The sequence below is a fragment of the Amycolatopsis albidoflavus genome (genome assembly GCF_039525725.1).
GTDB classification, from domain to species: Bacteria; Actinomycetota; Actinomycetes; order Mycobacteriales; family Pseudonocardiaceae; genus Amycolatopsis; species Amycolatopsis albidoflava.
This window is the reverse complement of the sequence record NZ_BAAAHV010000011.1, coordinates 636,818-662,460: the sequence shown is the minus strand read 5'-3', so window position 1 is coordinate 662,460 and position 25,643 is coordinate 636,818. Positions and strand designations below refer to the sequence as shown.

Here is a 25,643-nt window from a genome sequence, read left to right as displayed (position 1 = left end):
TGGGATAGGTCAGCGGAAGACGACGGTCCGGGTGCCGTTGAGGAGGACGCGCCGCTCGCAGTGCCAGCGCACCGCGCGGGAAAGGGCGAGGGCTTCGGCGTCGCGGCCGACGGTCGCGAGCGCGCGCGGCGAATGCGAGTGGTCCACTCGCTGCACTTCTTGCTCGATGATCGGGCCTTCGTCGAGTTCGGGGGTCACGTAGTGCGCGGTCGCGCCGACGTACTTGACGCCCCGGTCGTAGGCCTGCGCGTACGGTTTCGCGCCCTTGAAGCCAGGCAGGAACGAGTGGTGGATGTTGATCGCGCGGCCCTGCAGTTTCTGGCACAGCTCGTCCGAGAGGACCTGCATGTACCTGGCCAGCACGACGAGGTCGATGTCGTGCTCCCGCACCAGGTCCAGCAGCCGCTGTTCGGCCTCCGGCTTCGTCGCCGGAGTCACCGGGATGTGCACGAACGGCAGCCCGGCGGCCTCGGCCATCGGGCGCAGGTCCTCGTGATTGGACGCCACGAGCGCGATTTCCGCGCCGAGCGCGCCCGCGCGCCACCGGAAGAGGAGGTCGTTGAGGCAGTGCCCGGCCTTCGACACCATCACCAGCAGCCGGTCCGGGGTGCGGTCGGAAAACCGGTACTGCATGGCGTAATCCCGGGCGACCAGGTCGAACTCGCGGGTGAGGTCGTCCACTGTGGCCGGTCCGGCGCAGGTGAATTCGGTGCGCAGGAACAGTTCCCCGTGCACGTCGTCGTCGAACTGCTGGTGCTCGACGATGTCGCAGCCGTTGCCGACGAGGAACGTCGTCACGGCGTGCACGATCCCGGAGCGCTCGGGGCAGTGCAGGGTCAAGGTGAACTGGGTCAAGACTCCTCCTCTCGGTATTCCAGCGCCGCGTCGGCGAGCCAGGCGGCGAAATAAGGGGCGAACGACTGGCGCACGAGCACGGTGAACTCCCCCGCTTCTCGCACCAGCAAGACGATTCCGGTGCGGGCCAGCAACGTCTGGACGCAGGTGCCCGGCGGGGCGGCCTTCGGGTGGAGATCGATCGCGCAGCCGTGCGCCAGGACGTCGCGGGCCGCCGGTCCGCCGAGCTGCACGGTGGTGCGCTGCGCGGACACATCGGTGACAGCGCCGACGGTGATTGCTTCTCGCAGCGCTGCTTCGGTGCCTTCGGGAGCGCCGAGCACGAGGTACTCGTCGGGGCCGAGCCAGAGGACGTCGCCGATGCCGCTGGTGAACTGGCAGACATCCGGCAGTTCGGTGCCGAGCACGGCTGCCGCGGCGTCGTGGCCTTCGCGGAGGCGGACGTTGAGCTGCGAGACGAACGGGCGTTCTTCGGCGAGCACGGCCGGGGCGCTGCTGGAGAGCAGGCCCGCGTGCTCCGCGAGCGGAGACAGGGTCTTAGCCGTCACGGCGGGTCCCCTCCTTGTCGTAGAGCACGGTTTCGGTCACTGTCACCGGCACGACCTCGTCGCCGACCGGGACGTACAGCGTCTCCCCGATCCGCTCCCGGCCGGAGCGGACGACCGCGAGTGCGAAGGTGCGGTCCAGCGCGGCGCTCGGGTAGCTGGAGGTGACGTGGCCGAGCATGCGCACCGGCGGGCGCGGGATGTGTGCGGTCTCGATGACCTGCGCGCCCTCCGGCAGCAGCACGGTGGGATCCACCGGCAACAGGCCGACGAACTGTTTCCGGTCCGGGCGCAGGTTCTCCGACCGGGAGAAGGACCGTTTGCCGAGGAAGTCGGCCTTCTTCTTGGACACCGCCCAGCTCATGCCGAGGTCGTGGGGGGTGACCGTGCCGTCGGTGTCCTGGCCGATGATCGGGTAGCCCTTCTCGGCACGCAGGACGTGCATGGTTTCGGTGCCGTACGGCGTGATTCCCCGCTCCGCCAACGCTTCCCAGAGCGCCAGGCCGTACCAGGACGGCACGTTAATCTCGTACGCCAGCTCGCCGGAGAAGCTGATCCTGCACACCCGCGCGGCAATGCCGGCGACTTCGGCGTCGCGCCAGGCCATGAAACCGAACTCGTCGTTGCTGACGTCCAGCTCCGGCGCGATCCCGGCCAGGATCTCGCGCGAACGCGGGCCGACGAGCGCGACGGTGGCCCAGTGCTCGGTGACCGAGGTGGCGAACACGCGCAGGTGCGGCCACTCGGTTTGCAGCCACTCCTCCATCCAGTCCAGCACCATCGCGGCGTTGCCGGTGGTCGTGGTGACGAGGAAGCGGTCCTCGGCCACCCGGATGACGGTGCCGTCGTCGATGACCATGCCGTCGACGCCGCACATCACGCCGTAGCGGATCCGGCCGACCTTGAGCGTGCTCATCAAATTCGTGTAGAGCAGGTCGAGGAATTCGGCGGCGTCCGGGCCTTGGACGTCGATCTTGCCGAGCGTGGAGCCGTCCATCATCGCCACGTCGGTGCGGGCGGCAAGGCACTCCCGCCGGACCGCCGCGTGGAGATCCTCGCCGGGCTGCGGGTAGTACCAGGGGCGCTTCCACTGGCCGACGTTCTCGAACTCCGCGCCGTGTTCGACGTGCCAGGAGTGCAGTGCGGTGACGCGGACCGGGTCGTGCAGCTCGCCGCGGTTCCGACCGGCCAAGGCGGCGAAGGCGACCGGCGTGTACGGCGGGCGGTAGGTGGTCGGGCGGCGGTCCGCGAGGTCGACGCCGAGGGCTTCGGCGGTGATCCCGGCGGCGAGCATGCCGGAGGTTTTGCCCTGGTCGTGCGCGGTGCCGATGGTGGTGTAGCGCTTCACGTGCTCCAGCGAACGGAGGCCTGCGCCGGTCGCGCGGAGGATGTCGGAGACGGTGGCGTCGCGCTGCAGGTCCACGAATCGGGTGTCCACATCGGACTCCGGGCCGGGGATCTGCCATTCGACCGCGGGGGCCAGCTCGCGCGGTCGAGCGTCGGAGACCGGGAGCGGGATTTCCACTGGTGCTTTCGCGGCAGCGGCGCGGCCTTCTCGCACGCAGCCGGCGAAGTCGAAGGTGCCGTTCGCGCTGCCCGCCACCCGTGCGGTCGGGAGTTCTCCGTCCGGGAGATACGCGCCGAGGGCGGGTTCGTAGCGCAAGGCGCCGCGCAGCTGGCTGAACAGGTGGACTGCGGGGGTCCAGCCGCCCGAGACCAGGAGGGTGTCGCACGGGACGAGTTCCCCGGCGACTCGTACGCCGGTGACGCGCTCGGTGCCCTCGGTTCCGGTCACCGCGGCACCGGTGCGGACTTCGATCCCGCGTTCCGCACAGGCCGCGGCCCAGTTTTCCGGTGCGGCTGGGCGGACGTCGACCACCAGCGGAACCGCCACGCCGGCGTCGGCGAGGTCGATCGCGGTCGCGTAGGCGGAGTCGTCCATGGTGAACACGACGGCGCGGCGGCCGGGCAGGACGCCGTAGCGGTGCAGGTACGTCCGCGCGGCGCTGGCGAGGAGGATGCCGGGGCGGTCGTTGTCCGGGAACACGATTGGGCGTTCGTGCGCGCCGGTCGCGAGGACGATCTGCTGCGCGCGGATCCGCCACACCCGCTGCCGGGCCGCACCTGAGGTCCGGGTTTGCACGGCCAGGACGAAACCGTCGTCATAGGCGCCGAACGCGGTGGTCCGGTCGAGCACGTGCACGTCCGGGGTCGCGCGCAGTTCGTCGGCGATCGCGCGGGCCCACTCGACGGCGGGCTTGAGGTCCACGTACTCGTTCGAGCCGAGCAGCGAACCGCCGGGCTCGGGCTGGTCGTCCACCATCACCACGCGGGCTCCTGCCTGCGCGGCGGTGCGGGCGGCGACCAGACCGGCCGGTCCCGCGCCGATCACCAGCACGTCGCAGTGCAGGTGCTTCGCGTCGTACCGCGCCGGATCCGGCTCGGTCGCCAACCGGCCTTGCCCGGAGAGACTGCGCGCGACCAGGCCGTCGAACAGCTCGACGGTGGTGGCGGTCCGCATCGGCTCGGGGAACGGCTTTTCCAGCTGCACCACCGCGTTCGGCTCTTCGACGCCCGCTGCCATGATGCCGCGCGGACGGCCGAGCTTGACGCTCCTCGCCACCTGGTGCACGCCGTTGGCGAGCAGTGCGGACGCGAGCGTGTCGCCGGGGTGGCCGGTGAGGACGCGGCCGTCGAAGGTGAATTGGAGCAGGGTGTCGCGGTCGACGTGGCCGCCGCTGGGGAGGCGGAAGGTCATGGGATCACCGGCCGGGGTTCGTCGAGGCGGTAGACCGCCGCGAGTTCGTGGGTGCGGGTGTCGCGGACGGCGTTGAACCAGCGGCGGCAGCCCGCGCTGTGCGTCCTGCGCTCGGCGAGCGGACCGCTCGGGTTGGCGCGGAAGAAGACGTACTTCGCCCATTCCTCGTCGGACAGCGCGGCCGGTTCTTGCGGGTACGCGACGTGGGCTTGGCCGCCGTAGTGGAATTCGGTCTCCTCGCGGGGACCGCACCAGGGGCAGGGAATCAGCTGCACAGTGGCTCCTAATGCGCGACGGCGGCGGCGCCGTGCTCGTCGACGAGCGCGCCGGTGGTGAACCGGTCGAGGGTGAAGGGTTCGGCGTAGGGGTGCGGCTTGCCCTTCGCGACGGTGTGCGCGAAGCAGTCGCCGACGCCCGGCGTGGCCTTGAATCCGCCGGTCCCCCAGCCGCAGTTGAGGTAGAGGTTCTCCACCGGGGTCAGCCCGACGATCGGCGAGGCGTCCGGGGTCACGTCGACGATGCCCGCCCAGGTCCGCAGCAGGTGCGCCCGCGCGAACACCGGGAACAGCTCCAGCGCGGCGGCCATCTGGTCCTCGATGATGTGGAACGCGCCGCGCTGGCCGTAGCCGGCGTAGGAGTCGATGCCCGCGCCCATCACGAGTTCTCCCTTGTGCGCCTGGGAAACATAGACGTGCACGGCGTTCGACATCACCACCGTCGGGTGCACCGGTTCGAGCAGTTCCGACACGAGCGCCTGCAGCGGATGCGACACCAGCGGCAGGTCGATCCCGGCCATCTTCGCCAGCACCGAGCTGTGCCCGGCCGCGCACAACGCGACCTTCCCGGCGGCGATCCGGCCCCGGCTGGTTTCGACCGCGACCACCTTGCCGTCGCGCGTCTCGATGCCGGTGACCGCGCAGTTCTGGATGAGATCGACGCCCATCTCGGCGGCCGCGCGGGCGAAACCCCAAGCCACGTAGTCGTGTTTGGCGATTCCGGCGCGCGGCTGGTAGGTCGCGCCGAGCACCGGGTAGCGGACGTCCGGCGAGGTGTTGACGATCGGGCAGAGTTCCTTGACCCCGTCCGCGTCGACCCACTCCGCGTCGATCCCGTTCAGCCGGTTGGCGTTCACGCGGCGCACGCTGTCGCGGACGTCCTGCAGGCTGTGCGCGAGGTTGAGCACGCCGCGCTGGCTGAACAGGATCGGGTAGCCGAGGTCTTCCTCCAGGCCCTCCCACAGCTTCAGCGAATGCTCGTAGATGCCGGAGCTTTCGTCCCACAGGTAGTTGGACCGGATGATCGTCGTGTTGCGGGCCATGTTCCCGCCGGCGAGCCAGCCCTTCTCGAGCACCGCGACGCCTCTGATGCCGTGCACCTTGGCGAGGTAGTAGGCGGTCGCGAGGCCGTGTCCGCCGCCGCCCACCACGACGACGTCGTACGCACGCCGCGGCTCCGGGTCCCGCCACAGGAAATCCGGGTGCTCCGGAAGATCCGCGCCCGGGGGACGCGGCTGGTCCGTCGTGGTCATTCCCGCTGGCCTCCCGTATCGGACAACTGGTCGACTACTGATATATCAATCTTCGCTGTAGAGTAAGGCGAGTGAGCAACCCGGTCAACCACGTCATCCCGGCCGCCGCCCCGTCGCTGGCCGAACGCGCCTACGAGTTCCTGCGCGACCGCCTCGTCATGCTCGACATCAAGCCGGGCGACCCGATCAACGAGGAATGGGCGGGCGGCGTGCTCGAAATGGGCCGCACGCCGATCCGCGAAGCACTCAAACGACTCGAGACCGAACGCCTGGTGGTCGCGTATCCGCGCCGCGGCACGTTCGCCACCGACGTGAACATCTCCGACCTCGCGCACATCTCCGAGGTCCGGCGCACCCTCGAACCGGCGGCCGCCGCGTCCGCCGCCACGCGCGCGACCGACGCGGATCGCGCGCGGCTGGCGCAGCTGCGCGATCAGCTGGATTCGGCCGCCCAAAAGGAAAACGCCGACCTCCTGCGCATCGACCTCGAGCTCCACCGCGCGATCTACCAGTGCGTGCACAATCCGTTCCTCGAGGACACTCTGATCCATTACGACAACCTCGCGACCCGGATCTGGTGCGTGTTCCTGCCCCGGCTGCGCGGGATGGCCGGACACGTGGACGAGCATTCGCCGCTGCTGACGGCGATCGTGGAGGGGGACGCCGACAAGGCATCGGAGCTGACGCTCGACCACGTGACCGGCTTCGAGAAAGCGATCCGCGCGCTGATCTAGTCCCCGGCCTTCGCCCGCACCCACTCGTGGAATTCGCCGATGTGGTGCTCGCTCGGCACCAAGACGCCGCCGCGGGCGTAGGCGCGGGACCCCATCGCCTGCTGACACCGTTCGCACGCCTCGAAATCCTGCTGGTTCACCCGGTGGAACAGCTCCACCGAACGGTCGAGGTCCGCGCCGGAGTCGACCACCGCGGGCAGGTACAGCCAGTCGCAGCGGACCAGGGTGCGGTCCGGGGCCAGCGGGAACATCCGGTGCACGATCACGTGGTCCGGCACCAGGTTCACGAACACCTGCGGCCGGATCGTGATCGCGTAGTACCGCCGGTCCTGGTGCTCGCCGACGCCCGGCAGCCGCTGCAAACCGTCGCCGCCGTCCACCGTGAACCCGGTGACGTCCGACCCGAATTCCGCGCCGTGGCCGACGAAATACTGCGCGGCGTACCCGTCAGCGAACTCCGGGAGCACCTCGGTCAGCTCCGGATGGATCGTCGCGCAGTGGTAGCACTCCATGAAGTTCTCGATGATCTGCTTCCAGTTCGCGCGCACGTCGTACTCGATGCGCCGGCCCAGCGACAGATTCTCGATGCCGTACGCCTCGATTTCGCCCGGCCCGCCGAGGCGTTCGCTCACGTCGGCCTGCACAGTGTCCGCAAAGGACGGTGCGTCCTCGGCGAGGCAAACCCAGGCGTAGCCGAGCCATTCGCGCAAATGCACCTTCGTCAGGCCGTACTCGACGCGGTCGACGTCCGGCATTCCGGTCAGATTCGGTGCTGCGACAAGCTTTCCGTCGAGGCCGTAGGTCCAGGCGTGGTACATGCACTGGAAAGCGCGCTTCACCGAACCCTTCTCGTCGGTGCACAGCCGCGCGCCGCGATGGCGGCACACGTTCAGGAACGCGCGCAAGGCCCCGTCGCGGCCGCGCGCGATCAGCACGCTTTCGCGGCCGACCTGCACGGTCTCGAACGAGCCGGGCGACGGCAGGTCGGCGCTGCGCACCGCGCAGAACCAGCCCGTTTCGAAGATCCGCTCCTGCTCCCGGGCGAAGATCGCCGGGTCGGTGTAGTGCGGCCCGGGCAGAGTCGGCAGCAGGCTCTGCGGGAGGTCGATAGCGGTCACCGGCAGGGCTCCTCTCGAACACACTCGATGTTGCGTATTACGCGTCTGGTTGCCCTCTACGGAACAAGATGAGGCTCGGCCGGGGCGCTGTCAAGCACCCTTCCCGGTGCCGCACCGCGCGCCGGAACCGCCTTCGACCACGGCTTTCACCCGGAACGGCGCTCCGCAAAACTCCACCCCGGAACCTCTTGACGGCGCCCCTCCGGCGCGCTCAAACTCTGTTGCGTATCACGTCGGGTGTTCCTCAATACGCAACAATCCCCAGCTTCGGAGGAATCAATGCTGCGCGCGTGCTCAGTGGACGAACTGCCCCCGGGCGAGTCCGTCCGGATCGCGGGGCCCGAGCCCATCGCCGTCTTCAACGCCGACGGCGAGTTGTACGCGATCGGGGACACCTGCACTCACCAGGACGCGTCGCTCGCCGACGGCTGGCTCGAAGGCTGCTTCGTGGAGTGCCCGCTGCACGCGGCGCTCTTCGACCTGCGCACCGGCCTGCCGTCGTGCCTGCCCGCGAAGCAGCCGGTGCGCACGTACCAGGTGCAGGTCGACGAGGGCGTGATCTACGTGCTCGCCGACGCCGCCGAGGACGCTGCGTGAAAACGGTCGCGATCGTCGGCGCGTCGCTCGCCGGCGCCCGCGCCGCGCAGGAGCTGCGCGCACAGGGGTTCGACGGTCGCGTGGTGCTCATCGGCGAAGAGCCGCATCTCCCCTACGACCGGCCGCCGCTGTCGAAGACCTTCCTCGCCGGAACCGCGTCGCGTGAGTCGCTGGATTTGCTCGACGCCGACGATCTCGCGTCCTTGGACGTCCGGCCCGGCACCCGCGCGGAACGGCTCGACCCGTCGACCGGCCGCCTCGTCCTCTCCGATGGCGAGCTCGAAGCCGACGGCGTCGTCCTGGCGACCGGCGGGCGCGCTCGAGCCTTGCCGGGGACGGAATCCGTTGCCGGAGTTCATGTTCTGCGCACCTTGGACGACGCACTCGCCCTCCGCGAGGAGCTGGTCCCCGGTGCCCGGGTGGTGATCGTCGGCGGCGGATTCATCGGGGCCGAGGTGGCTTCGACCTGCCGCGGCTTGGGCCTGGACGTCACGGTGCTGGAGGCATTGCCGACGCCCATGGCGCGCGTGCTCGGCCCCGAGCTCGGCTCGATCTGCGCGCGGCTGCACGGCCGGAACGGGGCCACGCTCCGCTGCGGCGCTTCGGTCGCCGGGCTGTCCACGACCTCCGGCCGGGTCACCGGCGTTCAGCTGGAGACCGGCGAGACTCTGCCCGCCGACGTCGTTGTCGCCGGGATCGGAATGAGCCCCGCAGTCGGCTGGCTGGACGGCTCGGGGCTGGAGATCGGCAACGGCGTGCGCACCAACGCCGGCCTGGTCACTTCACTGCCGAACGTGGTCGCGGCGGGCGACGTCGCGGCGTACGGACCGGCGGGCCTCCGGCACGAGCATTGGACGAACGCCACCGAACAGGCTTCGGTCGCGGTCGCCAACCTGCTGGCCGGACAGGTGGTCCGGGAGTACGAGCCGAGCGGCTACGTCTGGTCCGATCAGTACGCGGGGACGCTCCAGCTCGCCGGGCATCCTTCCCCCGGCGACGAGGTGCGCTTCGCCGACGGCGGCCCGGGCGACGAGTCCTTCCTCGCCACCTACCACCGCGACGGCCAGACGGTGGCCGTGTTCGGGTTCAACAACCCGAAGGGGTTCGGCCGCCTGCGCCGGCAAGCGCTGCGGCGGCCGATGCCCGTCGGGTGACTACCGCACGACCTGGACCACGTCGCCCGGCTGCAGCGTGTTGAAGAACGCCACCGCGTCCGCGTGCGACAAATGCACGCAGCCGTGCGACTGGACCTTCAGGCTGCCCTGATGGAACGCCACCCCGGTGTTGGTGAAGAAGACCGAGTACGGCATCGGGCCGTGGAACTGCTTGCTGTAGTGGTGAAGATCCTTGTACTGCACGCGGAACGTGCCGACCGGCGTGGGGTACGCGGGCTTGCCGACGGTCACGCGCACGCCGCCGCGGGTGACCTTGCCGTTGTTCATCAGCCACGCCGTGTTCGCCGACAGCTTCAGGCACGCTTTCGCCTGCGCGCCGCACGGCGGTCCCGCTGCCTCCGCGGTCGCCGCGAATCCGATCGTTGCCGCCATCGCCGCGATACTGGCCAGCATTGCCGTGAGTTTCCGGTTCATCCTGTGCCTCCCCGAGACGGTCGTACTCTGGATCTTTCCCAGAGAGGGCGGAGTTAAACCAAAAGTGCGCCCATGTGGGTGATCCCTAACGGGACCGCCAGGACAGCGGCGACGTCGCCAGCGCGGCTTCGGCGACGCGCCGGGCGGTTCCGGTGAACAGCCCGGCCTGCGCCGACGCGAGCCATTCGTCCACTGCGGAGACTCCGGTCGCCCGGTATTCGAGGGCCTGGAACAGCATTTCGAGTTTGTCCGCGTCCTTCGCGCACTGCGCCTCGGGCGACTCGCGAGTTTCGTACTCGTCTACCGCCGCCTGCACGGTTTCCGCCGACGCACGCGGCAATCCCGAGGTCTGGTCCGCCGTGATGGCCCGAGGTTCGGGCTTCGTCAGATACGGCGCGGCGGTGTGCGGCAGGTCGCCGGTGCGGGTCTCCTGGGTGTCGTGCCAGAGCGCGAGGAACGCCGCGCGCTCGGGAACCGCGCCTTCCTCGGCGGCGAGCAGCGCGGCCAGCTGCGCCGCGCGGAGGCTGTGCTCGGCCACCGACTCGGGGTCGCGCACTCCCGCCTGCCACCAGCCCGCGCGGCGGACGCGCTTGAGCACCCCCAGCTCGAACCCGAACGCGGCCAAGGCTTCGGCGTCCATCCCGCGATTCCTTTCCCCTGCCGATCTGCCAGCCGGAGCCTACGGGGCGTGGCATGCTGCCCGGACACCCGCTTCTTCGGCAGGAGGCCCCGCGTGAGCACTGTGCTGGTCGAGCACGACGGTCCGGTCACCACCATCGGCATCAACCGGCCGGAGCGGCGCAACGCCGTCGACCGCGCCACCGCCGAGGCATTGGCCGACGCCTTCCGGGAATTCGACGCTTCCGACGCCTCGGTCGCGGTGCTGTACGGCGTGGGCGGGACGTTCTGCGCGGGCGCGGACCTCAAAGCGGTGAGCGAAGGCCGCGGCAACCGCACCGAGCCGGACGGCGACGGCCCGATGGGACCGACGCGCCTGCGGTTGCGCAAGCCGGTGCTCGCCGCCGTGTCCGGACATGCCGTCGCCGGCGGACTGGAACTGGCGATCTGGGCCGACCTCCGGATCGCGGAGGAGACCGCGGTGTTCGGCGTCTTCTGCCGGCGCTGGGGAGTTCCGCTGATCGACGGCGGCACGGTCCGGCTGCCGCGGCTGATCGGGCGCAGCCACGCGATGGACCTCGTGCTGACCGGACGTCCGGTCGGCGCGGAAGAGGCGCACCGGATCGGATTGGCGAATCGCGTCGTGCCTTCCGGGCAGGCATTGCCCGCCGCCATCGCATTGGCCCGGGAAATCGCGGCCTTTCCGCAAACGTGCTTGCGGGAGGACCGGGCGGCATTGCTGGAAGGCGAGTCCCTGACCGAGGAATCCGCATGGGAAAACGAATTCCGGCACGGGATTCAGTCATTGAATGCGGATACTCTTGCGGGTGCCGCGCGCTTCGCCGAAGGAGCGGGCAGGCACGGGTCGTTCGGGAACTAGTCGCGTCCGATTACCGTTGCACAGCAAGGCATGTACTCGCGTCCAAGCACGCGCGGACGACAGGCGGACATAGCAGGCATACCGCGCGATGCCGCCTTTTCGGCCCAGTCGCGCGGTTTTTCCAGACTAGGCCGAACGAGTGAAACCGCACGCGAATCCCTTTCGGTTTTTTCCGCGCCGGTCACCATTACCTGCGACGACCGTTTATTATCGCGGCCACATTCGGCGCTAGCCCGATCGAGCGAACGAAAAATTCGCTAAACGCACGTAGCGCCCAGGCCCTCGGCATCGATACAGATACACGAGGCCGGGCGCCGAAGCGCGCTCGCACGGCCGTCCGCACCGCCCGCCTCGACCACAACAGAACCCCGCCCCCCGACCCGTCGCCGGCAGGCTCTCCGCCGGCGGACGCCGACCGCCCGGCCTGACGAGGCCGGGCAATCGGCGCTTGCCGCCGCCGGAGAGCCTGCCGTGCCCCGTGCTCCCCTCCCCCCGCCGAGCACAAGACAAGAACCGAGGTTCTTCCATGACGTCGAACATCGAGCGTTCCAGCTCCTCGCCGTCGGACGACACCGCCTCCCGCCCGGCCGCCGGGCCCTGCTGCCGCCTCCGGGTCGCCAGCCGCGGCGCCTGCGGGGAAAGACCGCGGCCGCGGAAGCTGTCCATCGTCATCCCCGCGCTGAACGAGCGGGTCAACATGCCCCGGGTGCTGGCCACGATCCCGCGCTCCGGGCTCGCTTCCCTCGGCTACGAGATCGAGGTGATCGTGGTCGACAACGCCTCGACCGACGGGACCGGCGAGGTGGCCGCCGCCCTCGGCGCGCGGGTGATCCTGCAGCCGCTGCGCGGGTACGGGCACGCCTATCACGCCGGTTTCGCCGCCGCGACCGGCGACGTGATCGCGACCGGCGACGCGGACTGCACCTACCCGTTCGACCACTTGCCCGGGCTGCTGTGCACGATGGCCGACCGGCAGCTCGATTTCCTGTCCACCAACCGGCTCGGCCACGAGAACCGGGAGGCGATGAAGCCCTCGCACCGGATCGGCAACCGGGTGCTGACCCTGATCAGCCGGCTCTTCTTCCGTTCGCCGTTCCGCGATTCGCAGTCCGGGATGTGGGTGTTCCGCCGGCACGTGTGGCAGCACCTCGACATCCGGTCCGGCGGGATGCCGTTCTCGCAGGAGATCAAGAACGACGCGTACGTCCGCGGCTTCCGCTGCGGCGAAACGCCGATCGAGTACCGGATCCGCGGCGGCGAAGTGAAACTGCACGCCGTGCGCGACGGCCTGCGCAACCTTTCGCAGCTGGCCGTCCACCGGGCGCGCACCGTCCGCGGGCCCGCGACCGTGCTCTGCGCCGGCGAAGCCGAGTGCGTCCTGGCGATGGCGGACTGAGCGTGGACGACTCCGCGGGAGAAGACCGGGGAAACGCTCGCGGCTGGCTGAAGTTCGCCGGCGCGGTTTCGGCGGTGGTGGTGCTCGGGGTCGTGACGGTCCTGGTGTGGCCCGCCGCGCGGACGCTGTTCCGGCAGTCCTTCACCGAGCTGCCCGAGACCTACACCGAGCTGTATTTCGTCGGCACACCCACGTTCCGGGACGGAACTGTCACCGCCGAAGTCGCGCTCGTTCGGCACGGTCCGGCGCACGCGGACTACACCGTCGTGGCGGCGCTGGAGACCTCGTCGGCGGACCGGCTCGCCGGGGTGTCGCGGCGCGTGACCCTCGAGCCCGGCCAGTTCACCACCCTGGACTTCCGCCTCCCGGTCCCGCCCGGGCACGTCGTGGACGCGATCGCGGTGAACGTCGCGGGCGGCATGGAGAACCTCCGGTTCCGGCTGCCCGGCAACGCTTCCGCCACCGGCGGCAGACCGTGACGCCCCGCCGCCGGATCGTCCAGATCACGCCCTACTACCCGCCGCATCTGGGCGGGATGGAAGCGGTGGTGCGGCACTTGGCGGTGCAGCAGGCGCGGCAGCACGACGTCACCGTGCTCACCACGACCGTCGGCGCCCGAGATTCGCCGCGGCGCGAGCGCGTGCACGACGTCGACACCATTCGGGCGCTCGCGCTCGACGTCGCGCACACGCCGGTGTCCGCCAGCTTCGTTCCCGCGTTGCTGCGCACGCCGAAGACCGCGGTGTGGCATCTGCATGCCGCCCACGCGGTGCTGCCCGAGCAGGTCGCGCTCGCCGCGGCGGTCCGGCGTCAGCCGTTCCTGCTGCACTTCCACCTGGACGTCGACCAGTCCGGGAAGCTGGGATGGCTGTTGCCGCACTACAAAAAGCACATCTTCGGCCGCGTTCTGCGGGCTGCCGCCGGGGTGCTGGTGCTGACCGAGGCGCAGCGGGAGTTCGTCCGCACCGCCTACCGGGTGGATCCGGCACGGATCTTCGCGGTGCCGAACGGGGTGTCCGCCGAGTTCTTCCTGCCGCCGCGTGCGCGACGGGAACCGGTGCTGCGCTTGCTGTTCGTCGGACGGCTCAGCCCGCAGAAGAACCTCGCCCGGCTCCTGCACGCGCTGACCCTGGTGCGCCAGCCGGTCGAACTCGACGTCGTCGGGGACGGGGAACAGCGGCAGCAGCTTGAAGAAACCGTGCAGCGGCAGCGGATTCCGGAGGTGCGGTTCCACGGTCGGCTGCACGGCGCGTCGCTGCTGCAACGGTACGAACAAGCCGATCTGTTCGTGCTGCCGTCGGATCGCGAAGGGATGTCGCTCGCCGCGCTCGAAGCCATGGCCGCCTGGCTGCCGGTGCTCGCGACCGACGTTCCCGGCAACACCGAACTCCTGCACGGCGTCGGAGCCCTCACCCCAGCCGATCCCGCCGCGCTGGCCGCGGCGATCGACGACTTCGCGACGGATGAGGACTTCCGGCGACGGACCGCCGCGGCCAGCGCGGCAGCAGCGCGGAGGTTCACCTGGGCCGAGGTGGCAAGACACGTCGAAGACGTCTACGCCGAGGTACTGCCGTGACGAGACCCAGCCAGCGCACCGTCCTGCTCGGGTCGGTGCTCGTCGCCGGTGCCGTGGAGTTGAGCCCGTGGCGACCGGCCGTACTGGTGACCGTCGCCGGTCTCTGGCTGCTGCTGGGCGCCCCGGCCTGGCTGTGCCGCCGGATTGCCACCCGGATCGTCTCCACTCGGGAAGCCCAATGGTTGCTGGGCCTAGGTTTCGCGGTGCTGGCGGCGATGGTGGCCGCACTGGCGGTCAACACCGTGCTCCCCTGGTTCGGCGTCTCGCGCCCTCTCACGACCGTGTCGCTCGCCGTGGCCCAGACCCTCACCGCGGCGGCGCTCGCGTTCTTGGACCGACGGCTCACCGGCGCCTCGCCGCCCGTGCGCGCGCTGCGGCTGATGCCGGTGCGCGACGTCGCGCCCATCGCTGTTCTCGGGGTTCTCGCGCTGGTGGTCGCGATCGCCGGGGCCGTTCGCCTGAACAACGGGTTCACCGGCGCGACGAGCCTGATCGCGCTGGTCCTCATCGCGGCGCTGCTCGGGTTCCTCGTGCTCAAGGCAGGCCGTTACGGCGACGGGGCCATCGCGTTTGGAATCCTTTGCGCGGCAACGGCTTTGCTGCTGCTGACATCGCTGCGCGGCTGGTACGTCAGCGGGCACGACATCCAGCGCGAGTACCTCCTCTCCCAGCTGACCTCGGCCAAGGGCTACTGGGACATCTCCGGCTATCCCGACGCGTACAACGCCTGTCTGAGCATCACCCTGCTGCCCGCCTCGCTGGCCAAGCTGACCGCGTTGCCCGGCTTGGCGATCTTCAAAGTCGTGCTGCCGACGCTGTTCGCCGCCGCACCGGTCGCGGTGTACCGCACGGCACGGAACCTCACCTCGAAACGCGTCTCGCTCCTCGCCGCGATCTACTTCCTCGCGTTCCCCACGTTTTTCACCGACATGCCCTTCCTCGGCCGTCAGGAGATCGCGTTCCTCCTGCTCGGCTGCGCGGTACTGGCGCTGAGCGACCTCTCGGCCCCGCGACGAGCGCGCAGGATCGCGTTCACCGTCCTGTTCGCGGGAATCGTGCTGTCGCACTACTCCACCACTTACGTGCTGATCGGCGTCCTGATGCTGGGCAAACTCGCCAGCGGCGTCATCCGCGTGGTCCCGCCGCTGCGTCGGCGGCTCGCCGACCGGGCGCCGAAGGAGGCGACCGACTTCGTCGCCTGGCCGATGATCGGCATCGCGGTCCTGTGCTCAGCGCTGTGGACCGGCCCGGTCACCGGCACCTGGCATCAGCTCCAGCACACCGCCGCGGCCACCGCCCAGGACCTGTTCCACCCGGACCAGGTGCAACGCGGTTCCTCCGACACCGCCTACAGCATCTTCAGCTCCGCCCGGGTCAGCCCGCAGCAACGGCTGCGCGACTACGCCGATTCCACCCGGCCGCACACTGGCGGCGAAGCACCGGCGGCGCTGTCCGCGGGGGCGACCGCCCAGGTCGCCCCCGCGGACAATCTCCCGCTCACCGCAGCGGGTTCCGCGCTCGACCATCTCGGCGTCGACGTCCCCCGCGTCAACGGCCTGCTCCGCACTCTGTGCGCGGACGGGCTGCAACTGCTGGTGATCCTCGGGCTGGCCGGAACCGTCGTCGCCACCGCGACGCTGTTCCGCCCGACGCACGACCTGTTCGTCCTCGCCGGCGGAGGTTTGGGCGTGCTCGCCGCAGAGATCGCCCTTCCGCAGCTCTCGGTGGACTACGGCCTCCTGCGCACCTTCCAGCAGGGGCTGTTCGGGTTCGCCCCGTTCATCGCGATGGGGTCGGTCTGGGCGCTGTCGTGGCTCAGGCAACGGTGGCGGATGCCCGCCGCGACCACCGCGGCGCTGCTGCTGTTCCTCGACCTCACCGGCGCGCTGCCCCGGCTGTTCGGCGGCTATCCCGCGCAACTGCACCTCGACAACGCCGGGCAGTACTACGACATCTACTACGCCCACCCGCAGGAGCGCGCCGCCATCGCCTGGCTCGAACAGCACACCGCCGCACCGCGGATCCAATCCGACCGCTACACGCTCAGCCGGCTCCAAACGCTCATCGACGGCCGCCCGGGCGACGACATCTATCCGACTCTCGTGCAGCCGGGCTCGTTCGTCCTCCTCGGCTACCCGACTGTCCGCAAAGACGAGGTCACCGTGTTCTACCAGGGCGACCTCGTCACCTACAGCTATCCGCTGCGATTTCTCGACGCCACCAAAAACAAGGTCTACAGCAGCAACGGAACGAGTGTGTACCGATGACGTCTTCCCGTCCGCTCCGGATCCTGCTCGTCTCGCACTACTACCCGCCGCACGTCGGGGGAATCGAGAACGTCGCCGCCCAGCAGGCCCGGACGCTCGCCGCGCGCGGCGCCGACGTCACCGTGCTGACGAGCGCCGGGCCGCCAGTTGCGGACGAGGGCGTCCGAGTCGTGCGCGTTCCGGCCTTCAACGGGGTGGAAACCCGCACTGGAGTGCCGTTTCCGGTGTTCGGGCCCCGGCTAGCCCGTGCCGTCCGCGAATGGGTGCGGTGGGCGGATGTCGTCCACCTTCACGACACGCTTTACCAGTCCTCCTGGAGCGCCGGGCTGCGAGCCGCGAGGACCGGCACCCCGCTTGTCCTGACCCAGCACGTCGCGGTCGTCGAGCATCCGTCCGCGTTGGTGCGGGCCGTACAACACGCGGTGTACCGGTCTGTCGGGCGGCGGCTGTTCCGGGCCAGCCGCGAGGTCTTCGTGGTCAACGATTCGGTCGCCGCCTTCGTCCGCCGATTCCGGGGCGGCAGCGCGGAACTGCTCCCCAACGGCGTCGACACCGCCCAGTACCGCCCCGCCGCAGCCGGAGAACGAGCGCTGCTGCGGAAACGCTGGCGGCTGCCCGACACCCGAGTCCTGGTGCTGTTCGTCGGACGGCCGGTGCCGAAGAAGGGATACGACCTGCTCCTCGCCGCCCGCCATCACGACTACGACCTGGTCTTCGCCGGCGAACGACCCCAGCACCTTCCCGCCGACCTCGCCGTGCATCACCTCGGCGCGCTCAGCCCCGGGGAGATCAGCGGCCTCTACCGCGCCTGCGACGTCTTCGCCCTGCCCTCCACCGCGGAAGGATTCCCCCTGACTGTCCAAGAAGCCATGGCCTCCGGCCTCCCGGTCGTCACCACCGACGACCCGGGATACGCCTCCTACGGACTCGACCGAACCCAAGTCGCGCTCATCCCCCGCGACGCGGACATCCTGCGCGCGACACTGCGCTCGCTGGCCGCCGATCCCGCGCGCCGCGAAGCCATGGGCCGCTACTCCGCCGATCTCGCCGCCGCACGGTTCTCCTGGCCGAAACACGTCCAGCGCCTCGAACAGGCCTACCGCGAGGCACTCGACCCGGCCGAGGTCCGGGCATGACCGCACTCGCCGGGCCCGTGCCGTCCTTCGCCGCCCGGCTGAAATCCGACCCGCTGGTGCGGAACTCGTTCTTCCTCATGGCCACGACCGCGCTCGGCGCCGGGTCCGGGTTCGTGTTCTGGATCGTCGTCGCCCGGCTGTACCCGCCCGCCGAGGTGGGCTGGGCGAGTTCGCTGCTCTCGGCGGTGACGCTGCTGAGCTATTTCAGCGGGCTCGGGCTCAGCTCCAGCCTCGTCCGGTACCTGCCCACGACGCCGTCCCGCGGCGCGCACGTCAGCACCGCGCTCACTTCGGTGGCCGTCACCGGCACCATACTCGGGGCCGGATTCGCCCTCGCCGCACCGCTGGTCTCGCCCGGGTTGTCGTTCCTCAGCGGGTCGTTCCCGGCGGTCGCGCTGTTCGCTCTGCTGGCGATGGCCGTCGCGCAGAACCTGCTGACCGACTCGGTGTTCGTCGCCCTCCGTGCGGCGAAATACAACATGCTCCTCAACGGCGTCCTGATGAGCGTGGTGAAAATCGGCCTGCCGATCGTTTTCGTCGGCGCGGGCGCGATCGGGATTTTCCTGTCCAGCACGGTGGCTTCCGCCGTCGCCGCCGTCGCGAGCGTCGTCGTCATCCGACAGCGCCTGCGGATCCCGGTGCGGCCCCGCCTGTACCCGGCGACGCTGCGGTCCACGCTGGCGTACTCGCTCGGCAATTACGCGTCCAGTTGCCTGAATCTCGTGCCGCTGCTGGTGATTCCGCTGCTGGTGCTGCGTTCGCTCGGCCCGGAGGCGTCGGCGGCGTACTTCGTGGCGTTCCAGATCGCCAACTTCGTCAACGCCGTGCCGTTCGCGGTCGGCGAGGCGCTGTTCGCGGAAGGCTCGCACGAACAGGAAGACCTCAAGCATCTGGCGAAACGCTCGGCGCTGCTCATCCTCGCGATCGTGGTGCCCGCCGTCAGCGTCACCGCCGCCCTCGCGAAACCCGTGCTGACCCTGTTCGGCGCGAGTTACGCCGCCGACGCCCGGAATTGCCTCGTCGTCCTCGCGGTCTCCGCTTTCGCGGTGGCTTTCAACACGTGGTCCGGGTTTCTGCTCAAGGTCACCCGCCAGCTCTCGGCGATGAATCTGTCGAATCTCGTCTACGCGGTGGTCACCGTCGGCCTCGCCGCGCTCGGGGCGCGGCACAGCCTCGTCTGGATCGCGGCGGCCTGGGGCGTCGGCAATCTCGCGTCCGGCCTCGTCGCGGTCGCCGCGCTGGCACTGCGCGGGTTCCGCTTTTCCCCGAGCGGCAAGGGAGGTTCGGATGAAGATCGCCCACATCGTCAACGTCGGCTTCGAAGCCGGCGGCGCGGAGCGTAGCGTCCGCCTCATCGCCGAGGGCCTGCGCCGCCGCGGGCACCAGGTCCTCGTCATCGCGACCGACCATCTGCTCGACGATCCCGCCGTCAGCGACCGCGAAGTCTTCGCCGACGTTCTGGTGCCCGCCATCCGCGGAGGTGCCGCCCGCCGCTTCGCCGGCTACTTCTGGCACCGGCCGGCCTACCGGCAGGTGACCGCCGCGCTGCGGTCTTTCCGACCCGATGTGGTGCACCTGCACACCATCGGCGAGTTCAGCCCGGCCGTGCTCAGCGCGTCCGCGGCCTGCCCACAGGTCCTCACCGTGCACGGTCCCGAAGACTGGACCGGGGACCTGCTGTCGTGGAATCTCCGCAGCCGCACCGAAGGCCGCGCCCGACTGTCCACGATGGACACTGCACGCCTGGCCTATTTGCGATTCCTGCAACGACCGGCCTACCTGTACCGCCTGCGCACCGTCGACCGCGTGCTGACCCCGAGCCGCTTCCTCGCCGACGCCGTAATGCACGATCTGCCCCGGACACCGATCCACGTCGTCCCGAACGGCGTGCCGCTCCGTGCTGCCGAACCGGTCCCCGACGCCGCCCACGCGCTGTTCGTCGGACGGCTCGAACCAGTGAAAGGCGCGCACGTCCTCGTGGACGCCTTCGCGACCGTCGCCCGCCGACTTCCTCGCGCTCGGCTGACGCTCGCCGGCGACGGAAAACAGCGGGCTGTCTTGGAAAAATCCGTCAGCGAACACGGGCTGGCCGACCGCGTGCGGTTCGCCGGCTGGCTCGACGGGCCCGAGCTGGCGGCCGCGTACCGCGCCGCCTCGGTGGTGGTGATCCCTTCGGTGTGGCCGGAGAATTTCCCGACTGTCGCGCTGGAAGCCCTCTGCGTCGGCCGGGCGGTCGCGGCCACCGAGGTCGGCGGGATCCCCGAACTGGTCCGCCCGGGCCACAACGGGGTGCTCGTCCCGCCGGGCGAACGCCGCGCCCTCGCCGACGCGCTCTCCCGGCTCCTCGGCGACACGGCGCTGCGGCGGGCGATGGGCGCGCGATCGGCCGGGCTCGCTTGCTGCCACAGCCTCAGCACGTTCCTCGACCGGCTAGAGCGGCACTACCAGGAGGTGCAGCCGTGAACCCCGCCCCCTGCTCAGCCCGCCCTCTCCGCTCGCCCCGAACCGCCACGCCAGGAGACCTGCTCATGCGCCGCACCCTCCCCGCTCCGCCGGAGCACCCCCGCCAGGAGGCCCGCCGATGACCCGCGTCCTCGTCGTCAACGCGTTCGAACGCGGCAACCGCGGCGACGCCGCCCTGCTCAGCGTCCTGCTCGACCAGATCCGCCGCGCACTGCCCGGCGCGCGGATCGCGATCGCCGGCTTCGAGCATCCCTCGCGATGGCCGGAGTTCGAGGGCGTGCCCAACCTCGGCTCGTTCCGCCGCTACTCCGGCGAGGAGGACATCCCCCGGTTCCGGAGAATCCTGCGCAAACTGAGCCTGCTGCCCGTCCTCGCCCTCGCCGCCGCCCGGCTCCCGCGCCGTCCGCTGCTGGCCGTCGCCCGGCTGCTGCCCGCCGAACCGCGGCGCGAACTGCGCGCCCTCGCGTCCGCGGACCTCGTCGTCTCCCTCGGCGGCGGCTACCTGACCGGCCGCGCGAACTTCGCCTCCGACCTGAACATCCTGTTCCTGCTGCTGCCGCTGTGGCTGGCCGAGCGGTTCGGCGTCCGGGTCGTGACCGGCCCGCAGTCCTACGGCCCGTTCCCGCGCCGGGTCCAGCGCGTGCTGGTCCGCCACGTCCTCGGCCGGGCGGACGCGGTCCTCGTCCGCGAAGACATCAGCCGCGACCGGCTCGCCGAAATCGGGCTGCCGCCGCGCTTGCTCACGCGCAGCGTCGACAGCGCCTTCGCCTTCGAAACCCGCTCCGACCGCGCCTGGCGCCCCGCCCTCGGCGTCCCCGCCGACGCCCGGATCGCGATGGTCACCGCCCGCCAGTGGCTCGACGAGACCGGCCAGCACCGGTACGAGCACGCCTTGGCCGCGGGCATCCGCCACCTGCTCGGCCGCGGGTACTACGTCGTCCTGGTCCCCCAGGTGACCTGCGCCTTCCAAGGCGACGACGACCGCCGCGTCAACACCCGCCTCGCCGCCGGGCTCGAGCACCCCCGGCTGCGCGTCCTGGGCGACGACACCTTCGACCACCGCGACGCCCGCGCCCTCTACGCGGAGGCCGACCTCGTGATCGGCACCCGCTTCCACTCCGTCATCTTCGCCCTCACCGCGCACGTCCCGTGCCTCGCGATCGAGTACGAGCACAAAACGGCGGGCATCATGCGCGACCTCGGGCTCGAACAGTGGGTCGTCGGCATCGGGGAAGTCCGGGACACCACGTTGCCCGCGCTCCTCGACAGCCTCGTCGACCACCGCGAGGACTACCGGCGGCACCTGCGCGAAGTGCTTCCCCCTTACGCGCGCCGGGCCCGCGACCTGAGCCCGCTGCTGCATGCCGCCTGACCCGGGGTCAGCCCCGCCGCAGCCACCTGAACCGGCGGCAGCCGCACCGCCCGCAGTCGGTGCCGCCGCGCAAATGCTGGTGCTCGCTGCGGTCGTGGCCGCACGCGCGGCACCGCGCCGCCGCCCACGGCATCCGGATCCCGGACATCCTGCGCCTCCTCGAAGTCCCCCATCCCCCGACACAGACCATCACATCCGCGCGCGCCCAGCCAACCGGACCAATGAGGACAGGAGCCTCCGTGAGCCGAGACCGCACCGTCGTCTTCGTGACGCCGTACTACCCGCCGGACGTCGGCGGCGTGCAAACCTACGTGCACAACCTGGCCGCCGCGCTGCGGGAAGTCCCCGGATGGCGGCCCGTCGTCATCACCACCAGCACCCGCGCCGGGTCCGCCGACGCCTTCCCGGTCTACCGGCTCCCGGCGCTCGCCAAACTCTCCAACACCCCGCTCGACCCGCGCTGGCCGTCGCAGATCCGCCGCATCCTGCGCGCCGAACAGGCCGATTACCTCAACGTGCACACTCCCGTGCCCGGCTTGGCCGACGCCGCGACGATGGTCGCCGGACGCATCCCCGTCGTCGTGACCTATCACGCCGCTGCCCTCGCCAAGGACGGTCACCCGCTCTTCAACACCGTCGCGCGCGCGTATTCCGGCGCCGAGGGCTTCATGCTCCGCCGGGCCGACCTGATCCTCGGGGTTTCCGGCTACGTCGCCGACCGCTTCCGTCCCCGCTTCGGCGACAAGGTCGGTGTCCTGGAGAACGCCGTCTCCCCTTCGGTCTTGGCCCCGTCCGCGCCGGCGCACCGTCGTTACGCCGCGGCTTTCCTGGCCAGCCTGGAGCCGACCCATGCCTGGAAAGGTCTGGACCAACTCCTGTACGCGCTGCGCCTGCGCCTCGGCGGTTCCGCGCCGTCCGCCCGCCTGCTGGTCATCGGCGACGGCGCCGCGCGTCCCGGATACGAAGCCCTCGCCCGGAAACTCGGCATCGCGGACAATGTCGTCTTCGCCGGAAACCTCGGCGGAGACGCGAAATTCCGGGCCCTCCGCAGCGCCGGATCGCTGGTCCTCTGCCCGACCAGCCCGAACGACGCCTTCCCGACCGCCCTGCTCGAAGCGTGGGCGAACCGGGTGCCCGTCGTCGCCACCGCGGTCGGGCCGCTTGCCGCGCTGGTGGACGACGGTGTCAACGGGCTGCTGGCCGCGCCGTGTTCTCCCGAGGCATTGGCTGAAGCGTTGCGCCGCCTGGAGAGCAGTCCGGCTTTGGCGGAGACGCTCCGGGACAACGCCTACGAGCTTGTGCGCGGCCGGTACACGTGGAGCCATCGGGTCGCGGAGTTCGTCGAACAGCTGACCGCGATCGATCGGCGCGGTGCTCGGGTCTCTCGGTGATGCCGACGCTGAAACCAGGACGCACCAAACCCCTGTGCCGCTTCACCTCCGCTTCACCTCGCCGCGCCCACCGGATCCCGCGCCCCCGCATCCTTCCCAGCCGGATTCCGGATCTCTCCCCCGGTTCCGGCCCGTTTTCCTTCCCCGCGGGCGAAACCTCCGGTTGCCGTCCCGCTCACCGGCACGACCCCCCGATCGTGGCCGCTCGCGGTCCGCCGTCCGGCGGGCGGTTCTGGGTAGCCTGGCGACGTGGCCGACCCGATCCCCCAAGTCCCTGCCCCCGGCGAGTCCGGATCCGAGCGTCCCGGCGAGGACGAACCGCCCCGGAAGGGCCGGCGGAAGCGTCCGTTCTGGCAGGAGCTGCCGATCCTGATCGGGATCGCGCTGGTGCTGACGATCCTGATCCAGCAGTTCGTCGCGAAGGTGTTCCTGATCCCGTCGGCGTCGATGGAGACGACGCTGCACGGCTGCGACGGCTGCTTCGGCGACCGGGTCGTCGTCGACCGCGTCACCTACGATTTCACCGACCCCGCCCCCGGCGACGTCATCGTCTTCCGCGGCCCGCAGCCGTGGACCGCGAACGAGATCGCGCCGCAGGAATCGGGCAACGTCTTCACGAAGGCGTTGCGCGGCCTCGGTTCCCTCGTCGGCTTCGCGCCGCCGGACGAGCGGGACTTCGTCAAACGCGTCATCGCCGTCGGCGGGCAGACCGTCCAGTGCTGCGACCCCCAGGGCCGCGTCCTGGTCGACGGCAAGCCGCTCGACGAGCCCTACATCCACTGGCTGGACCAGCCGCCGTCGGTGCAGCAGACGTTCCCCCCGGTCACCGTCCCGAAGGGCAGCCTCTGGGTGATGGGCGACAACCGCGAGAACTCGTGCGACTCCCGCTGCCAGGGCGGCGGCGGGGTGAACGGGACCGTCCCGGTGGACGACGTCATCGGCAAGGCCCGGGTGATCGTCCTGCCGCCGTCGCGCTGGGGCGGCGTGAGCGACCACGACCCGCAGGCCGCGCCTGCCGCGCTCGGCGCTCCCGCGTGGCAGCAGGGAATCCCGCTCGGGGCGGGCGCTTTGCTGGCGTTCCCGACGCTCGCCGCCAGCCGGGGTTTGCGGCGGAAGCTCAGCAAGCAGGACTAAGCCGCCGTCTCCCGACTAGAAACCCCATGCCGCGGTGGGCGTACCCACCGCGGCATGGGGCTTTCTCAGCAGCAGTGCGGTGTGCGGCGGTGCTGGCCAGGGGGATGCGGAGCACCGCCTGGCGAGACAGGCCGCGTGGCTCAGTTCCCGCGAACGTCCGTGAGGGGAACCCTGAGGGACTCAGAGTCCCTCAGGGTTCCCCTCACGGACCTCGGCGGCGGTAAGCGGTCCGGCGGTCCTGCTGCGGCCAAGCTCCCAGCTGGGGCCGCGCACCGTCGCCTTCGCCGGAGGGAGTCCGCGCTGCCGGTTCCGAAGTCCGCACTGCCTGTTTCAGCGGCGCGCTCCTTCGACGACGTGGCCGCGGTCACTGCCCGGAACCGGCCGCCCGCACGACGTCCAGCCGGAGATGCCGCGTCAGGTCCCCGGTCATCTGCAGCACCGGCGTCCGCTCCGCGAACAGCCACTCGTCCCCGCGCCGGACGAACCGGTCGTCGTAGTGCCCGGCGGCGATGGGCTGCAGCGGAAGGTCTTCCGTGGCTTGGAAAACGGTGAAGTAACTGTGCGCCGAAGCGGTGTCCTCCCCGGCCGTGATCCGGACGTTCGTCGTCACGTGCCGAGTCCTCGGGGTGCCGTCCGGATGGAGGATCAAGATGGCGCGGAACCAGTTCTCCACGGCTTCCCGTCCGGTCCGCCCGCCGCCGCTGTGCAGGGTTCCCTCGCGGAACAACTCGCCCACCCCGGCCAGATCGCCCGCGTCGATGCGCGCCGCGTAGGTCATGATCAGGTCCTGGATCGCCCACCGGGCCGAGTCTGCCGACATCCGGCCAGCATAGGAGCTCCACTGTGGACAACGGCCGGACAAGAACCGCCGCCGGAGCCCGAAACCGCGCCCGGACCTGTGACCTGCGGTTCTCCCGGACACCGCCCTCCCGCCGCAGCCCGGTCCGGCGGCGGTGGCATGATGCCCGCACGGTCCCGGCCGATCGGACCGCTCGCCGAGGAGGAGGGTGACGCTTGAGCACGCGCACTACCCAGGTGGACGACCTCCGGCTGGTGGCGCAGCCGAGCGCGGTCCCGTGCACCGAGCTGTTCGTCCGCCTGATCCTGACCGACTGGTCGCTGATGCCGATGCTGGACCAGGTCACGAACGCCGCCGTGCGGCTGGTCGGCGACGTCGTCGACCAGAGCAGCCCGTCCGCGCCCGCCTTCGTGACCGTCCGGCTGCAGCTGCGCGGCGACCGGCTCGTCATCGAAGTCGACGACGACCTCGTCGCCCCGACGCCGCCGCGCGACGAGCGGATCGGCGTCCGCCCCGGCGAACGCGGCGGCCGCACCACGTGGTGCGAACTGGCGCTGCCCGGCGGGATTTCGGCGGGCCAGGTCCGCCTCCCGCGCCGGGGCGACCGGCGCACGCTGGTGGACGAGCCCGTGTCCGGCGAACCGGTCACCGCCGACCCGCAGGTGCTCGAACGGCTTCTCAACCGCCTCAGCACCTGGTCCGAGTAATCGTCGCCCGGCAGCCGGTCGCACGCCCCGGCCGGCTGCCGGACGGGAATCCCGCTGACGCCGCCCGCCGGTCGAACGGCCTCGGAAACCAGCGACCGCGCCGCGGACCGAGCCCCAAGGCTCGTCGCCCGGAGCCTCGGCAGCCGAATCAGTTTCGGCCGCCGACACCCGGATACTGCC

Annotated in this window: 24 protein-coding genes; 15 read left to right on the top strand and 9 right to left on the bottom strand. The window is 70.6% G+C overall.

The genetic code is table 11. The annotated features are described in order from the left end of the window. Positions 1–9: 9 nt before the first annotated feature. The 5 genes from purU to ABD156_RS17510 are packed head-to-tail and all read right to left on the bottom strand — an operon-like array spanning position 10 to position 5,686. A complete protein-coding gene (gene purU, locus ABD156_RS17530) occupies positions 10–855 on the bottom strand; it encodes a formyltetrahydrofolate deformylase (protein ID WP_344273967.1) in 846 nt (281 codons plus the stop codon). Next, positions 852–1,403: a sarcosine oxidase subunit gamma gene (locus ABD156_RS17525; protein ID WP_344273964.1), complete on the bottom strand. Its 552-nt coding sequence runs from the start codon at positions 1,401–1,403 to the stop codon at positions 852–854. Before ABD156_RS17525 ends, purU begins: the two co-directional genes overlap by 4 nt. Further along, positions 1,393–4,158, bottom strand: a complete 2,766-nt coding sequence (locus ABD156_RS17520; RefSeq protein WP_344273961.1) for a 2Fe-2S iron-sulfur cluster-binding protein — start codon at positions 4,156–4,158, stop codon at positions 1,393–1,395. The genes ABD156_RS17525 and ABD156_RS17520 overlap by 11 nt, the downstream gene beginning before the upstream one ends. Continuing rightward, positions 4,155–4,433: a sarcosine oxidase subunit delta gene (locus tag ABD156_RS17515; protein ID WP_344273958.1), complete on the bottom strand. Its 279-nt coding sequence runs from the start codon at positions 4,431–4,433 to the stop codon at positions 4,155–4,157. Before ABD156_RS17515 ends, ABD156_RS17520 begins: the two co-directional genes overlap by 4 nt. A gap of 8 nt (positions 4,434–4,441) precedes the next feature. Continuing rightward, a complete protein-coding gene (locus ABD156_RS17510) occupies positions 4,442–5,686 on the bottom strand; it encodes a sarcosine oxidase subunit beta family protein (RefSeq protein ID WP_344273956.1) in 1,245 nt (414 codons plus the stop codon). Positions 5,687–5,757: 71 nt separating this feature from the next. On the opposite strand from ABD156_RS17510, the gene ABD156_RS17505 reads away from it, so the two are divergent. Continuing rightward, positions 5,758–6,420, top strand: a complete 663-nt coding sequence (locus ABD156_RS17505) for a GntR family transcriptional regulator (RefSeq protein WP_344273953.1) — start codon at positions 5,758–5,760, stop codon at positions 6,418–6,420. On the opposite strand, the gene ABD156_RS17500 is transcribed toward ABD156_RS17505, so the two are convergent. Next, positions 6,417–7,538: an aromatic ring-hydroxylating oxygenase subunit alpha gene (locus ABD156_RS17500; RefSeq protein ID WP_344273950.1), complete on the bottom strand. Its 1,122-nt coding sequence runs from the start codon at positions 7,536–7,538 to the stop codon at positions 6,417–6,419. The two genes, ABD156_RS17505 and ABD156_RS17500, sit on opposite strands and share 4 nt — an antisense overlap. A gap of 279 nt (positions 7,539–7,817) precedes the next feature. Here ABD156_RS17500 and ABD156_RS17495 point away from each other — a divergent pair, with 279 nt between their 5' ends. Then, entirely contained in the window at positions 7,818–8,135 is a 318-nt protein-coding gene (locus ABD156_RS17495; protein WP_344273947.1) for a bifunctional 3-phenylpropionate/cinnamic acid dioxygenase ferredoxin subunit, read from the top strand. Continuing rightward, positions 8,132–9,289 (top strand): NAD(P)/FAD-dependent oxidoreductase, encoded by a 1,158-nt coding sequence (locus ABD156_RS17490; RefSeq protein ID WP_344273943.1) that lies wholly within the window; start codon positions 8,132–8,134, stop codon positions 9,287–9,289. The genes ABD156_RS17495 and ABD156_RS17490 overlap by 4 nt, the downstream gene beginning before the upstream one ends. On the opposite strand, the gene ABD156_RS17485 is transcribed toward ABD156_RS17490, so the two are convergent. Together ABD156_RS17485 and ABD156_RS17480 are read right to left on the bottom strand one after the other, a co-directional pair. After that, positions 9,290–9,724: a L,D-transpeptidase gene (locus ABD156_RS17485; RefSeq protein WP_344273940.1), complete on the bottom strand. Its 435-nt coding sequence runs from the start codon at positions 9,722–9,724 to the stop codon at positions 9,290–9,292. A gap of 85 nt (positions 9,725–9,809) precedes the next feature. After that, on the bottom strand, positions 9,810–10,364 hold the full coding sequence (locus ABD156_RS17480; protein WP_344273938.1) for an HD domain-containing protein: 555 nt from the start codon (positions 10,362–10,364) through the stop codon (positions 9,810–9,812). A gap of 93 nt (positions 10,365–10,457) precedes the next feature. Between ABD156_RS17480 and ABD156_RS17475 the strand changes: the two genes are divergently transcribed. From ABD156_RS17475 to lepB, 11 genes are all read left to right on the top strand, one after another. Beyond that, positions 10,458–11,222: a crotonase/enoyl-CoA hydratase family protein gene (locus ABD156_RS17475; RefSeq protein ID WP_344273935.1), complete on the top strand. Its 765-nt coding sequence runs from the start codon at positions 10,458–10,460 to the stop codon at positions 11,220–11,222. A gap of 526 nt (positions 11,223–11,748) precedes the next feature. Further along, positions 11,749–12,618 carry a glycosyltransferase family 2 protein gene (locus ABD156_RS17470; RefSeq protein WP_344273932.1) on the top strand — a complete coding sequence of 290 codons (870 nt, stop codon included), beginning with the start codon at positions 11,749–11,751 and terminating at the stop codon, positions 12,616–12,618. A gap of 2 nt (positions 12,619–12,620) precedes the next feature. Beyond that, positions 12,621–13,097, top strand: coding sequence for a hypothetical protein (locus ABD156_RS17465; RefSeq protein ID WP_344273929.1), 477 nt, complete (start codon positions 12,621–12,623; stop codon positions 13,095–13,097). Continuing rightward, positions 13,094–14,194: a glycosyltransferase family 4 protein gene (locus ABD156_RS17460; RefSeq protein WP_344273925.1), complete on the top strand. Its 1,101-nt coding sequence runs from the start codon at positions 13,094–13,096 to the stop codon at positions 14,192–14,194. The genes ABD156_RS17465 and ABD156_RS17460 overlap by 4 nt, the downstream gene beginning before the upstream one ends. Beyond that, on the top strand, positions 14,191–16,461 hold the full coding sequence (locus ABD156_RS17455; protein WP_344273921.1) for a DUF2206 domain-containing protein: 2,271 nt from the start codon (positions 14,191–14,193) through the stop codon (positions 16,459–16,461). Before ABD156_RS17460 ends, ABD156_RS17455 begins: the two co-directional genes overlap by 4 nt. After that, on the top strand, positions 16,458–17,597 hold the full coding sequence (locus ABD156_RS17450; protein WP_344273918.1) for a glycosyltransferase family 4 protein: 1,140 nt from the start codon (positions 16,458–16,460) through the stop codon (positions 17,595–17,597). The genes ABD156_RS17455 and ABD156_RS17450 overlap by 4 nt, the downstream gene beginning before the upstream one ends. Beyond that, complete coding sequence (locus ABD156_RS17445; protein ID WP_344273915.1) at positions 17,594–18,940, top strand: oligosaccharide flippase family protein; 1,347 nt, start codon at positions 17,594–17,596, stop codon at positions 18,938–18,940. Before ABD156_RS17450 ends, ABD156_RS17445 begins: the two co-directional genes overlap by 4 nt. Further along, positions 18,885–20,060 (top strand): glycosyltransferase family 4 protein, encoded by a 1,176-nt coding sequence (locus tag ABD156_RS17440; protein WP_344273912.1) that lies wholly within the window; start codon positions 18,885–18,887, stop codon positions 20,058–20,060. The genes ABD156_RS17445 and ABD156_RS17440 overlap by 56 nt, the downstream gene beginning before the upstream one ends. 118 nt (positions 20,061–20,178) lie before the next feature. Further along, complete coding sequence (locus ABD156_RS17435) at positions 20,179–21,432, top strand: polysaccharide pyruvyl transferase family protein (protein WP_344273909.1); 1,254 nt, start codon at positions 20,179–20,181, stop codon at positions 21,430–21,432. Between the two features lie 239 nt (positions 21,433–21,671). Then, complete coding sequence (locus ABD156_RS17430) at positions 21,672–22,823, top strand: glycosyltransferase family 4 protein (RefSeq protein ID WP_344273906.1); 1,152 nt, start codon at positions 21,672–21,674, stop codon at positions 22,821–22,823. Positions 22,824–23,072: 249 nt separating this feature from the next. Continuing rightward, positions 23,073–23,957 carry a signal peptidase I gene (gene lepB, locus ABD156_RS17425; RefSeq protein ID WP_344273903.1) on the top strand — a complete coding sequence of 295 codons (885 nt, stop codon included), beginning with the start codon at positions 23,073–23,075 and terminating at the stop codon, positions 23,955–23,957. Positions 23,958–24,321: 364 nt separating this feature from the next. Here lepB and ABD156_RS17420 read toward each other — a convergent pair whose 3' ends face one another. Then, the gene (locus tag ABD156_RS17420) at positions 24,322–24,777 is read right to left on the bottom strand and encodes a nuclear transport factor 2 family protein (protein WP_344273900.1); all 456 of its coding nucleotides are present in this window, start codon (positions 24,775–24,777) and stop codon (positions 24,322–24,324) included. Positions 24,778–24,971: 194 nt separating this feature from the next. Here ABD156_RS17420 and ABD156_RS17415 point away from each other — a divergent pair, with 194 nt between their 5' ends. Continuing rightward, entirely contained in the window at positions 24,972–25,463 is a 492-nt protein-coding gene (locus tag ABD156_RS17415; protein ID WP_037814340.1) for a hypothetical protein, read from the top strand. The last annotated feature ends 180 nt before the right edge of the window (positions 25,464–25,643 follow it).